A 12,882-nucleotide genomic window follows, 5' to 3' on the forward strand; every position below is an offset into this window, starting at 1 on the left:
GGCCGGCCGCACGGCATCCCTTCATCACCCCGGCGGAGGTACGCCGGCTGAGCCGCAGCCGGCCGCCGGGGTGAGGTTCAGCCGCTGCTCGCCCGCGTAGACGTTCATCGACTCCCCGCGCAGGAACCCGATGAGCGTCAAGCCCTCCTCGGCGGCCAGCTCCACCGCCAGGGAGGACGGGGCGGAGACCGCGGCCAGCACCGGGACGCCCCCCATCACCGCCTTCTGCACCAGCTCGAAGGAGGCCCGGCCGGACACCATGAGGACCGTGCCGCGCAGCGGCAGCCGGTCGTTCCTGAGCGCCCAGCCGAGGAGCTTGTCCACCGCGTTGTGCCGCCCCACGTCCTCGCGGACGCAGAGCGGCTCGCCCCCGGCGGTGAACAGGCCCGCGGCGTGCAGCCCGCCGGTCCGGTCGAAGACCCGCTGGGCCGCGCGCAGCCTGCCCGGCAACGACGTCACCGTCGCCCGGCCGAGCCGGACGGGGTCGTCGTGCGCCGCCCAGCGGGCGACCGTGCGCACCGCCTCCAGAGAGGCCTTGCCGCAGACCCCGCAGGAGGAGGTGGTGTAGAAGTTGCGCGGGGCCGGCGCCCGGACGCCCGGCGCCAGCCGCACGTCCAGGACGTTGTACGTGTTGAGCCCTTCGGCCGTGGCACCCGCGCAGTAGCGGATGGTCGCGATGTCCCCGGCCGAGCCGACGGCGCCCTCGCTGACGAGGAAGCCGGCGGCCAGGTCGAAGTCGTCGCCCGGGGTCCGCATGGTGACGGTCAGCGGGGTGCCGTCGAGCCGGATCTCCAGCGGCTCCTCCGCCGCCAGCGAGTCGATCCCGCGCGCCGGGGCGGTGTCCCTGACGCGCAGGATGCGGCGCTTGACGGAGACCCTAGACATAGCCGAACCCGAACCGGCCCTTGACGCAGAGGTTGCCGTGCGTGACCGGGTTGTCGTGCGGCGACGTCACCTTGACGATCTTGTTGTCCTGTACGTGCAGGGTCAGGTTGCAGCCGACCCCGCAGTAGCTGCAGATCGTCGTGGTCTCGGTCTGCCGCGACTCGTCCCAGGTGCCCTCGGCCCGCATGTCGAACTCGGTCTTGAACGACAGCGCCCCCGTCGGGCAGACCTCCACGCAGTTGCCGCAGTAGACGCAGGCCGAGTCGGTGAGCGGCGCGTCGAACTCGGTGGAGATCGTCGCGTCGAAGCCCCGCCCGGCCACGCCGATGGCGAAGGTGTTCTGCCACTGGTCGCCGCAGGCGTCCACGCACTTGTAGCAGAGGATGCATTTGGCGTAGTCGCGCACGTACAGCTCGTTGTCGACCTTGGCGGGCTGCTCGACCGTGGCGGCGTCGTCGCCGAACCGCTCGGGTTCGGCGCCGTACTCCTCGATCCACTCGGCCGCCCGGGGCGTCGTGGACAGGTCCACCGACGAGGCGAGCAGCTCCAGCACGACCTTGCGGCTGTGGCGGGCGCGCTCGGTGCCGGTGGCGACCGTCATCCCCGGCTCGATCTTCCTGGAGCAGGCGGGGGCGAGGGTCCGCGACCCCTCCACCTCGACCACGCACACCCGGCAGGCGTTCTTCGGGGTGAGCGTGTCGCCGTAGCAGAGGGTCGGGATGTCCTTGCCCGCCGCCTCGCAGGCGTCCAGGATCGTCGAACCTTCCGGCACCCGTACGTTCTCGCCGTCGACCTCGACGTCGACGAGCCGCCGCGGCGGCTGCAGCGGGATCACCTGTACACCCCCAGACGTTCGATGGCTGATTCCACGGCGTTCCAGGCCGTCTGGCCGAGCCCGCAGATCGAGGCGTCCCGCATGGTCTGCCCGACCTCGCGCAGCAGCAGCAGGTCCCGCTCGTCCACCCGCTCCGACAGGCGGTGCAGCGCCTCCTCCTGCCGTACGGTGCCGACCCGGCAGGGCACGCACTGCCCGCACGACTCGTCGCGGAAGAACTCGGCGATGCGCAGCAGGATCGCCTTGAGGTCCACGCTGTCGTCCAGCACGAGCACCACGCCGGAGCCGAGCGTGGCCCCCGCCTGTCTTGTGCCCTCGAACGTCAGCGGGATGTCCAGGTCGGTGACGAACGCGCCGGCCGCGCCGCCGAGCAGCACCGCCCGCGGCTCGGCCACCGGGCTTGCCAGGTCCAGCAGCTCGCGGAGCGTCGCGCCGAACGGCAGCTCGTAGATGCCGGGTTTGGCGACGGTGCCGGACACGCAGAACAGCTTCGTGCCGGTCGACGCCTCCGTGCCGATCGCCGCGTACGCCTGGGCGCCGTGCTCCAGGATCGGCAGCACGTTGACCAGCGTCTCCACGTTGTTGACCACCGTGGGCTTGCCGAACAGGCCCTTCTCCACCGGGAACGGCGGCTTGCTGCGCGGCTCGCCGCGGTAGCCCTCGATGGAGTTGAAGATCGCGGTCTCCTCGCCGCAGATGTACGCGCCCGCGCCCCTTCTCAGCTCGATGTCGAAGCCGAAGCCCTGGCCCAGGATGTCGGCGCCGAGCAGGCCACGGGACCGGGCGGTGGCGATCGCGTGCTCCAGCCTCCTGATCGCCCTCGGGTACTCGCCCCTGATGTAGAGGTAGCCCTTGGCGCAGCCGGTGGCGTAGGCGGCGATCGTCATGGCCTCGACCAGGGCGTACGGGTCACCCTCCATGATCACGCGATCCTTGAAGGTGCCCGGCTCGCTCTCATCGGCGTTGCACACCAGGTAGTGCGGGTGGTCGGGCTGGCGTGCGGTGGCGTCCCACTTGCGGCCCGTCGGGAAGGCCGCGCCGCCCCGGCCGACCAGCCCCGACTCCAGCACCTCCCGGATCACCCCGGCCGGGCCGAGCCGGAACGCCCGCCGCAGCGCCGCGTACCCGCCCTTGGCCCGGTAGTCGTCCAGGCTCGCCGGATCCGCCACCCCGATCCGGCGTAACAGCACCAGCCCGTCCTGCCCGGCCTGCGGCACCGCCGCCTCCACGGGCGGCTCCTCTGTCCTCTCCTTGTGCGGGGCCGCGGCTTTCCCGTTCTGGGCGTACGCGGTGTCGTCGGGGTCGATGGGGCCGTAGACGTCGGCCGCCGGCGGGTCGCCCGCCTCCAGGGCGAGGGCCGCCGGGGCGCGCTCGCACAGGCCGAGGCACGGGCTGGGCTGCCACGACTGGCCGGGCGGGCCGAGCCGTTCCTCGATACGACGTCGTACCGCGTCCGAGCCCTTGGCGTGGCAGGCGAGGTCGGTGCAGAGGTGCAGCACCCGCGCCGGCCGCGGTTCGACGGAGAGCAGCGAGTAGAAGGTCGCCACGCCGTACGCCTCGGCGGGCGGCACGGTCAGACGGCGGCAGATGTAGTCGAGCGCGCCCTCGCTGATCCACCCGACCCGGTCGTTGACCGCGTGCAGGGCGGGCAGCAGCAGGTCGCGGGCGCTCTCGGCGCGGGCGGCGACCCGCAGGTCGGCGCCGGTCCGCTCGCCGCCGTCCCAGGCGGAGGAGGGCGGCCCGAGCAGCGCGTCGACCGCCGCGCGCTCCTCGGCCGTCGGCTCCGCGTCCCGGAATCGCAGGTCCATCGTCACCCCACCTTGACGAGCTTCTCGACGCGTACGGCGGCCGCCTTGAACTCGGCGGTGCCCGCGATGGGACAGGTGGCCTCGATGGTCAGCGAGTTGACGTCCACCTCGTCCGGGAAGTGGAACGTCATGAACACCAGCCCCGGCCGCAGGGCGGGGTCGATGTGCACCGGCGCGACCACCGAGCCCCGGCGGGAGCTGATCCGCACCTCCTCGCCGGCCACGACGCCGAGCCGCTCGGCGTCCTCCGGGCACATGTCGACGGTCTCCCCGCGCCGCAGCGGCGAGGCGAAGCCGGACGACTGTACGCCGGTGTTGTACGAGTCGAGCCTGCGCCCGGTGGTGAGCCGGAGCGGGTACTCGTCGTCCAGCAGGTCGACCGGCGGCGAGTGGCGGGGCGTCGCGAACGGCGCCGGGTCGCCGCGCTTGGCCGGGTCGGTCTCCCACAGCCGGGCGTGCAGGTAGGGCGGTTCCAGCGTGTCCTCGCTGAAGCACGGCCACTGGATGCCCTGGTGCTCTTCCAGCCGCCGGTACGTCATGCCGCGGTGTACCGGGGAGACGGAGCGCAGCTCGTCCCAGGCCTGCTCGGCGCTGTCGTAGTGCCAGTCGTGGCCCAGCCTGCGGGCCAGCGCGCAGATGATCTCGATGTCGTCGCGGGCCTCGCCCGGCGGGTCGAGGGCCTTGCGCACCCGCTGCACCCGCCGCTCGCTGTTGGTGAAGGTGCCGTCGGCCTCGCACCAGGCGGCGCCGGCGGGCAGCACCACGTCGGCCATCTGGGCCGTCTTGGTGAGGAAGATGTCCTGCACGACGAGGTGGTCGAGCCTGGACATGCGCTTGATGCAGGACAGCGAGTCGGCCTCGGACTGCACGGGGTTCTCGCCGATCAGGTAGCAGGTGGTGAGGTGGCCCTCGCCCATCGCCTCCAGCATCTCGGTGAGGTTGAGCCCGTACCGGGGCTGGATCGGCACGCCCCAGGCCCGTTCGAAGGCCGCCCGGACGGCCGGGTCGAGGATGTCCTGGAAGCCGGGCAGCCGGTTGGGGATGGCGCCCATGTCGCCGCCGCCCTGCACGTTGTTCTGGCCGCGCAGCGGGGACAGGCCGGAGCCGTAGCGGCCGACGTGCCCGGTGAGCAGGGACAGGTTGATCAGCGCGCGGACGTTGTCGGTGGCGTTGTGGTGCTCGGTGATGCCGAGCGTCCAGACGAGCTGGGCCCGGTCGGCGCGGGCGTAGGCGTGCGCCAGCTCCCTGATCGCCTCGGCGGGCACGCCGGTGACCTGCTCGGCGGCGCCGAGCGTCCACGGCTCGACCGCGGCGCGGAACTCCTCGAATCCGGTCGTGGCGCGTTCGATGAACGCCTCGTTGTGCAGCCCGGCGTGGATGATCTCGCGGGCCACGGCGTGGGCCAGCGGGATGTCGGTGCCCACGTTCAGGCCCAGCCACAGGTGCGCCCACTGCGCGGTGCCGGTGCGGCGCGGGTCCACCGCGTACATCCGGGCGCCGTTGCGCAGGCCCTTGAGCACGTGCTGGAAGAAGATCGGATGCGCGTTCCTGGCCGCCGACCCCCACATCACGATCACATCGGTGTCCTCGACCTCCTGGTAGGAGGAGGTGCCGCCACCGCTGCCGAACACCGCGGAGAGCCCCGCCACGCTGGGGGCGTGGCAGGTGCGGTTGCAAGAGTCCACGTTGTTGGTGCCGATGACCACGCGGGTGAACTTCTGGCCCACGTAGTTCATCTCGTTCGTCGAGCGGGCGCACGACAGCATGGCGAAGCTGTCGGGGCCGTGCTCGGCGACGTTGCGCCGGAAACCCTCGGCGGCGCGGTCGAGCGCCTCCTCCCAGGTCGCCCTGCGCAGCACGCCGTTCTCGCGCACCAGTGGATGGGTCAGGCGGTCATAGCTCATGATCCCTCCATTCTGTATACTGTCTACGGTATGCTACCTAGCTCGCCCGTACAAGGTTCTCGTTGAGCAGGTCGCTCACCGCGTGGATGGCGCGGAGCGTGGGCACCTGCGCGCCCGTGAGGTCGGCCAGCTCGACCACCGCGGCGAGCAGCACGTCGAGCTCCAGCGGCCGGCCCCGCTCCAGGTCCTGGAGGGTCGAGGTCTTGTGCTCGCCGGCCTTCTCCGCGCCGCGCAGGCGGCGCTCGATCGAGATCCCGGGGTCGCAGCCCACCTGCCGGGCCACCTCCACGGCCTCCGCCATCATGGCCCTGACCAGCTCCCGGGCGCCGTCGTGGCGGCAGATCCCGGCCATCGTGGCCCGTGCCAGCGCGCTGATCGGGTTGAACGCGATGTTGCCCATCAGCTTGATCCACACGTCCTTGCGCAGATCCCGCTCCACCGGGCATTTCAGCCCGCCCGCCACCATGGCCGCGCTGAACTCCGCGCACCGCGCGGTCGGCTCGCCGGTCGGCTCCCCGATGGAGAAGCGGGTGCCCTCGTAGTGCCGGACGACGCCGGGCCGCTCGATCTCGGTGGCGGCGTAGACGACGCAGCCGACCGCCCGGTGCAGGGGGAGCGCGGCGGTGACCGCCCCGCCCGGGTCGACGCTCTCGATGCGGTAGCCCTCGTAGGGGCCGTTGAGTCCGTGGAAGTACCACCACGGGATGCCGTTCTGCGCGGCGACGATGCTCGTGGCGTCGTGCAGCAGCGGCTTGATCATGGGGCCGGCGGCGGCGTAGTGGTTCGCCTTGAGGCCCAGGAAGACGTGGTCCACCGGGCCGACCTCCGTCGGGTCGCCGGTGGCATGGGGGTGGGCGAGGAAATCGCCCCGGGGGCTGAGCACCATCACACCGGACTCGCGTATGGCTTCGAGGTGCGGCCCTCTCGCGATGAGGTGGACCTCGGCTCCCGCCCTGTGGAGGGCGGCCCCCACATACGCGCCGATGGCGCCGGCGCCAAGAACAGCGACCTTCATGCTCTCGCTCCGTTCTCGCGTCGGATTGTGCATTCGGTATACAGTATGGAAAAAATCGGGTCAAGGAGCATGCCGATGACCGTTGTCCGACATGAAGGCGCTGTTCGCGTGCTCTCGTGGCCGGCCGCCCGCGACCTCGCGGCCTGCGCCGCCCGGCCGCCCGCCCCGGCTGACCTGCCCCTCTCCCGCGCGCTCGGCTGCCGCCTCGCGGCGCCGCTGCGGGCGCTGGTGGCGGTGCCGGGGGTGGACGTGGCGGCGATGGACGGCTACGCGGTGGCGGGGGCGCCGCCCTGGCGCCTGACAGGCCGTGTTCTGGCGGGTGGTGTTCCGTACGAGGGGGCTCTGCGGGCAGGTGAGGCGGTGGAGATCGCCACGGGTGCGCCGGTGCCGCAAGGGGCCGAGTCGGTCCTGCCTTACGAGCGGGCTTCGGGGACCGGCTGGGTGTCGGGGGAGATCGAGACCGGGCGGCACGTCCGGCGGCGGGGCGAGGACATCGCCCAGGGGGCCGTCGTGCTCGGCGCGGGGACCGTGGTGACGCCCGTCGTCGCGGGGCTCGCCGCCGCCCTGGGCCACGACCTGCTCACCGTGCGCCCCCGGCCCTCGGTCGCGGTGCTGGTCACCGGGGACGAGGTGGTCGACCGCGGGCTCCCGGGGCCGGGGCGGGTCCGGGACGCCATCGGTCCTTTCCTGCCGGGGCTGATCGACTGGGCCGGAGGACTGCTCGCCTCCCACGACCGGCTCCCCGACGGGGCCGAACCCCTCCGTGCGGCTCTGTCGTCCCTCAAGCAGGACGTCGTGGTGGTGTGCGGGGCGTCGTCGCGGGGCCCGGCTGATCATCTGCGGGGAGTGCTTGCCGGGCTGGGGGCGGAGGTGCTGGTGGACGGGGTGGCGGTGCGGCCGGGGCATCCGCAGGTGCTGGCCCGGCTGCCCGGCGGGACGCTCGTGGTGGGGCTGCCCGGGAACCCGTTCGCGGCGCTGGCCGCCGCCGTGACGCTGCTCGTTCCCGTACTGCGGGGTGCGCGGGGGGCGGAGGTGCGGCGGGAAAGGGGCGCGCTGGCGGGGGCGGTGCGGGTGCACGAGCGGGACACGCGGCTGGTGCCGGTGGTCCGGTCGGGGCGGGGCGTGGTTCCGGTCGGGCACGACGGGCCGGGGTCGCTGTGGGGGGCGGCGCTGGCGGAGGCGCTGGCGGTGGTGCCGCCGGGGTGGTCGGGGGAGCACGTCGAGCTGATCGAGTTGCCGCCGGGGGGCTAGACAGCGCCGTCGGGAGAGGGTAACCATTGCCTTCATACGGTATGCAGTATGCGGGAGACAGTCGCCGAAAGGGTGCACGAATGTCGGAAACGATCTCAGGCGGACATCTGGTAGCCAAAGCGCTCAAGGCCGAGGGCGTGGACGTGATCTACACGCTCTGCGGCGGCCACATCATCGACATCTACGACGGATGTGTCGACGAGGGCATCGAGGTCATCGACGTACGACACGAGCAAGTGGCCGCGCACGCCGCCGACGGCTACGCCCGGATCACCGGCAAGCCCGGCTGCGCGGTCGTCACCGCCGGGCCCGGCACCACCGACGCGGTGACCGGCGTGGCCAACGCCTTCCGGGCCGAGAGCCCGATGCTGCTGATCGGCGGCCAGGGCGCGCTCAGCCAGCACAAGATGGGCTCGCTGCAGGACCTGCCGCACGTCGACATGATGAATCCGATCACCAAGTTCGCGGCCACCGTGCCGACCACGGAGCGGGTGGCCGACCTGGTGTCGATGGCCTTCCGCGAGTGCTACCACGGCGCGCCCGGGCCCTCGTTCCTGGAGATCCCGCGCGACGTGCTGGACGCGAAGGTGCCGCTGGAGAAGGCGCGCATACCGAGGAACTACCGGGCCTCCACCCGGACCGCCGGCGACCCGGAGGCGATCGAGCGCCTGGCCGACATGCTCGCGCACGCCGAGAAGCCGGCCATCCTGCTCGGCAGCCAGGTGTGGACCTGCCGGGCCACCGATTCGGCGGTCGACTTCGTCCGCACGCTCAACGTCCCCGCCTACATGAACGGCTCGGCACGCGGCACGCTGCCGCCCGGCGACCCGATGCACTTCCAGCTCAGCCGCCGCTACGCCTTCACCGAGGCCGACCTGATCATCATCGTCGGCACCCCGTTCGACTTCCGGATGGGCTACGGCAAGCGCCTGTCGCCCACCGCCAAGGTCGTCCAGATCGACCTCGACTACCGCACCGTCGGCAAGAACCGCGACATCGACCTCGGCATCGTCGGCGACCCCGGCCTCATCCTGGCGGCCGCGGCGCAGGCGGCCAGCGGCCGGGTGGAGAACGGCGCGGCCCGCCGCAAGGAGTGGATCGAGGAGCTGCGCGCGGTCGAGAAGCAGGCCTACGAGAAGCGGCTGCCCCGCCAGCTCTCCGGCGCCCAGCCCATCGACCCGTACCGGCTGGTCCACGAGATCAACGAGTTCCTCACCGAGGACAGCATCTACATCGGCGACGGCGGCGACATCGTCACCTTCTCCGGCCAGGTCGTGCAGCCCAAGTCGCCCGGCCACTGGATGGACCCGGGCCCGCTGGGCACGCTCGGCGTCGGCATGGCGTTCGCGATGGCCGCCAAGCAGGCCCGCCCCGACAAGGAAGTGCTCTGCCTCTTCGGCGACGGCGCCTTCAGCCTCACCGGCTGGGACTTCGAGACGATGGTCCGCTTCAATCTGCCGTTCATCGGCGTCGTCGGCAACAACTCCTCGATGAACCAGATCCGCTACGGCCAGGCCGCCAAGTACGGCGAGGACCGCGCCCGCGTCGGCAACACGCTCGGCGACGTCCGCTACGGCGACTTCGCCAAGCTGCTCGGCGGCTACGGGGAGGAGGTCCGCGACCCGGCCGAGATCCGTCCCGCGCTGGAGCGGGCCCGGGAGTCGGGCAAGCCATCGCTGATCAACGTCTGGGTCGACCCGGACGTGTACGCCCCGGGAACCATGAACCAGACCATGTACAAGTAGGCAGGCAGATCATGAAGGCACTCGAAGGTGTCCGCGTCCTCGACATGACCCACGTCCAGTCGGGCCCGTCCGCCACCCAGTTGCTGGCCTGGCTCGGCGCCGACGTGGTCAAGCTGGAGTCCACCTCCGGCGACATCACCCGGCAGCAGCTGCGCGACCTTCCCGATGTCGACAGCCTCTACTTCACGATGCTCAACTGCAACAAGCGCAGCATCACGCTCAACATGAAGTCCGAGCGCGGCAAGGAGATCTTCACCGAGCTGGTGAAGCAGGCCGACGTCCTGGTGGAGAACTTCGGCCCCGGCGCCGTCGACCGGATGGGCTTCACCTGGGAGCGCCTCCAGGAGCTCAACCCGCGCCTCGTCTACGCCTCGATCAAGGGCTTCGGGCCCGGCCGCTACCGCGCGTTCAAGGCGTACGAGGTGATCGCCCAGGCGATGGGCGGCTCGATGTCCACCACCGGCTTCGAGGACGGCCCGCCGCTGGCGACCGGCGCGCAGATCGGCGACTCCGGCACCGGCGTCCACGTCGTCGCCGGCATCCTGGCCGCGCTCTACCAGCGCCAGCGGACGAACCGGGGCCAGCGGGTGCAGGTGGCCATGCAGCACGCGGTGCTGAACCTGTGCCGGGTCAAGCTCCGCGACCAGCAGCGGCTGGGGCACGGCCCGCTCCGCGAGTACCCGAACAAGACCTTCGGCGACGAGGTGCCCCGCTCCGGCAACGCCAGCGGCGGCGGCCAGCCGGGCTGGGCGGTGAAATGCGCGCCCGGCGGGCCGAACGACTACATCTACGTGATCGTCCAGCCGGTCGGCTGGAAGCCGATCGCGCAGATCATCGGCCGGCCCGAGCTGGCCGACGACCCCGAGTGGGCGACCCCCGAGGCGCGGCTGCCCAAGCTGGACAAGATGTTCCAGCTCATCGAGGAGTGGACGATCAAGCACGACAAGTGGGCGGTCCTCGACAAGCTGAACGCGGCCAACGTGCCCTGCGGGCCGATCCTGTCCACCCGGGAGCTGATCGAGGACGAGTCGCTGCGCGAGGAGGGCATGGTCGTCCCGGTCGACCATCCCGAGCGCGGCGAGTTCCTCACCGTGGGCAGCCCGCTCCAGCTGTCCGACTCGCCGGTGGAGGTCAGGACTCCGCCGCTGCTGGGCGAGCACAACCAGGAGATCTACGGCGAACTGGGCCTCGGCGCCGACGAGCTGGCCGAGCTGAAGACGAACGGAGTCATCTAGTGGAGCGAGCAGAGGTCCGGGAGCTGCTGGACAAGGCGCTGGCGGAGGGCCGCACGGCGCTGACCGCCCCCGAGGGCCGCCGCATCTGCCAGGCGTACGGGATCGCCACCCCCGGCGAGGGGCTGGCCGCCTCCGCCGGTCAGGCCGTGGACCTGGCCGGCGAGATCGGCTTCCCCGTCGTCCTGAAGATCGTGTCGCCGGACATCCTGCACAAGACCGACGCAGGGGGCGTGCTGGTCGGGCTGCGGACGGCCGACGAGGTGCGGGAGGGCTACGACAAGATAATCGCGGCTGCTCGCGCGTACGATCCGGACGCCCGGATCGACGGCGTCCAGGTGCAGCAGCTCGTCGGCGGCGGCCACGAGGTGATCGTGGGCGCGGTCACCGACCCCACCTTCGGCAAGGTCGTCGCCTTCGGCCTGGGCGGTGTCCTGGTCGAGGTGCTGAAGGACGTCACGTTCAGGCTTGCCCCGGTTTCGGGTGATGAGGCACTGGGGATGCTGGACGACATCAGAGCGGCTGAGGTGCTGCGCGGGGCCCGCGGTGCCGAGCCGGCGGACCGCACGGCGCTCGCGGAGCTGATCGAACGGGTGAGCAGGCTCGTCACGGACTTCCCCGAGATCGCGGAGGTGGACCTCAACCCGGTCTTCGCCGACGCGCGCGGGGCCGTCGCCGCGGACGTCCGCATCATCGTCGGCGAACCCCCGCAGGAGGCCGGCCGCCTGCCGAGGGAGGAGATCCTGCGGCAGATGACGCGGATCTTCAAACCCCGCGCGGTGGCCGTGATCGGCGCCTCCGCCGAGGACGGCAAGATCGGCAACTCGGTCATGCGCAACCTCATCGACGGCGGCTACCGGGGCCGGATCTTCCCCATCAACCCCAAAGCCCCCGAGATCATGGGCCTGCCCGCGTACCGGAGCATCGCCGACGTCCCGCACGACGTGGACGTCGCGGTCTTCGCCATCCCCGCCAAGTTCGTCCCGGCGGCGCTGGAGGAGGCCGGGCGGAAGGGCGTCGCCGGCGCCATCATGATCCCGTCGGGCTTCGCCGAGACCGGCAACGTCGAGGGCCAGCAGGAGATCGTGGAGATCGCCCGGCGGCACGGCGTGCGCATGCTCGGCCCCAACATCTACGGCTACTACTACACGCCGGAGAACCTCTGCGCCACGTTCTGCACCCCCTACGACGTCAAGGGCAGCGTCGCGCTCACCTCGCAGAGCGGCGGCATCGGCATGGCCATCCTGGGCTTCAGCCGGACCAGCAAGATGGGCGTGTCGGCCATCGTCGGCGTCGGCAACAAGGCCGACGTCGACGAGGACGACCTGCTGACCTTCTTCGAGCAGGACGAGAACACCAAGGCCGTCGCCATGCACCTGGAGGACCTCAAGGACGGCCGCGGCTTCGTCGAGGCGGCCCGCCGGGTCGTCAAGGAGAAGCCGGTCATCGTCCTCAAGGCCGGCCGCACCGCGATGGGCGCCCGCGCCGCCGGCTCCCACACCGGGGCCCTCGCCGGCGACGACCGCGTCTACGACGACATCCTGCGCCAGGCCGGCGTCGTCCGCGCGCCCGGCCTCAACGACATGCTCGAGTACGCGCGAGCACTGCCGATCCTGCCGACCCCCAAGGGCGAGAACGTCGTCATCATCACCGGGGCGGGCGGCTCCGGAGTGCTCCTCTCGGACGCCTGCGTGGACGCCGGGCTCACCCTGATGGACATCCCGCCGGACCTGGACGAGGCGTTCCGCGCCTTCATCCCGCCCTTCGGCGCCGCCGGCAACCCCGTCGACATCACCGGCGGCGAACCGCCGTCGACCTACGCCAACACCGTCCGGCTCGGCCTGGCCGACGACCGGATCCACGCGCTCGTGCTGGGCTACTGGCACACCATCGTGACCCCGCCGATGGTCTTCGCGGAGCTGATCGCCCGCGTCGTCGCCGAGGAGCGGGAGAAGGGCAACGTCAAGCCGGTCGTGGCCTCGCTCGCCGGGGACACCGAAGTCGAGGAGGCGTCCGAGTACCTGTACGAGCACGGCGTGGTCGCGTACCCGTACACGACCGAGAAGCCCGTGGCGGTCCTCGGCGCGAAGTACCGCTGGGCGAGAGCGGCCGGGCTGCTGGGTTAGAGCCGGATCCAGCAACCAGGCGAGGGGGCGAATCAGGGCAGCGCAGGAGAACACCAACCCCCCAGGAGGTCCGTAGGTGGA

The 12,882-nt window shown here is 71.7% G+C and carries 9 protein-coding genes; 4 read left to right on the forward strand and 5 right to left on the reverse strand.

Translation table 11 applies throughout. The features are described 5' to 3' along the window. Window positions 1-24: 24 nt before the first annotated feature. Genes fdhD through AB0J42_RS08075 form a run of 5 tightly spaced genes read right to left on the reverse strand, consistent with a single transcriptional unit; the run spans window position 25 to window position 6,447 of the window. A complete protein-coding gene (fdhD, locus tag AB0J42_RS08055; RefSeq protein WP_364290198.1) occupies window positions 25-885 on the reverse strand; it encodes a formate dehydrogenase accessory sulfurtransferase FdhD in 861 nt (286 codons plus the stop codon). Further along, window positions 878-1,717 (reverse strand): 2Fe-2S iron-sulfur cluster-binding protein, encoded by an 840-nt coding sequence (locus tag AB0J42_RS08060; protein ID WP_364290512.1) that lies wholly within the window; start codon window positions 1,715-1,717, stop codon window positions 878-880. The genes fdhD and AB0J42_RS08060 overlap by 8 nt, the downstream gene beginning before the upstream one ends. Beyond that, window positions 1,717-3,528 (reverse strand): NAD(P)H-dependent oxidoreductase subunit E, encoded by a 1,812-nt coding sequence (locus tag AB0J42_RS08065; protein WP_364290200.1) that lies wholly within the window; start codon window positions 3,526-3,528, stop codon window positions 1,717-1,719. The genes AB0J42_RS08060 and AB0J42_RS08065 overlap by 1 nt, the downstream gene beginning before the upstream one ends. A 2-nt stretch (window positions 3,529-3,530) precedes the next feature. Next, a complete protein-coding gene (locus AB0J42_RS08070; protein WP_364290202.1) occupies window positions 3,531-5,432 on the reverse strand; it encodes a molybdopterin-dependent oxidoreductase in 1,902 nt (633 codons plus the stop codon). 37 nt (window positions 5,433-5,469) lie between these two features. After that, window positions 5,470-6,447, reverse strand: coding sequence for a 2-dehydropantoate 2-reductase (locus AB0J42_RS08075; protein ID WP_364290204.1), 978 nt, complete (start codon window positions 6,445-6,447; stop codon window positions 5,470-5,472). Window positions 6,448-6,555: 108 nt separating this feature from the next. Here AB0J42_RS08075 and AB0J42_RS08080 point away from each other — a divergent pair, with 108 nt between their 5' ends. The 4 genes from AB0J42_RS08080 (at window position 6,556) to AB0J42_RS08095 (ending at window position 12,801) form a co-directional block, all read left to right on the forward strand. Beyond that, window positions 6,556-7,698 (forward strand): molybdopterin molybdotransferase MoeA, encoded by a 1,143-nt coding sequence (locus AB0J42_RS08080; protein WP_364290206.1) that lies wholly within the window; start codon window positions 6,556-6,558, stop codon window positions 7,696-7,698. Between the two features lie 80 nt (window positions 7,699-7,778). Continuing rightward, window positions 7,779-9,443, forward strand: coding sequence for a thiamine pyrophosphate-binding protein (locus tag AB0J42_RS08085; RefSeq protein ID WP_364290208.1), 1,665 nt, complete (start codon window positions 7,779-7,781; stop codon window positions 9,441-9,443). An 8-nt stretch (window positions 9,444-9,451) separates the two neighbouring features. Further along, window positions 9,452-10,678, forward strand: coding sequence for a formyl-CoA transferase (gene frc, locus AB0J42_RS08090; RefSeq protein ID WP_364290514.1), 1,227 nt, complete (start codon window positions 9,452-9,454; stop codon window positions 10,676-10,678). Beyond that, window positions 10,678-12,801: an acetate--CoA ligase family protein gene (locus AB0J42_RS08095; protein WP_364290210.1), complete on the forward strand. Its 2,124-nt coding sequence runs from the start codon at window positions 10,678-10,680 to the stop codon at window positions 12,799-12,801. The genes frc and AB0J42_RS08095 overlap by 1 nt, the downstream gene beginning before the upstream one ends. The last annotated feature ends 81 nt before the right edge of the window (window positions 12,802-12,882 follow it).

Origin of the sequence: Nonomuraea sp. NPDC049649, from assembly GCF_040675175.1 — a bacterium.
Classification (GTDB): domain Bacteria; phylum Actinomycetota; class Actinomycetes; order Streptosporangiales; family Streptosporangiaceae; genus Nonomuraea.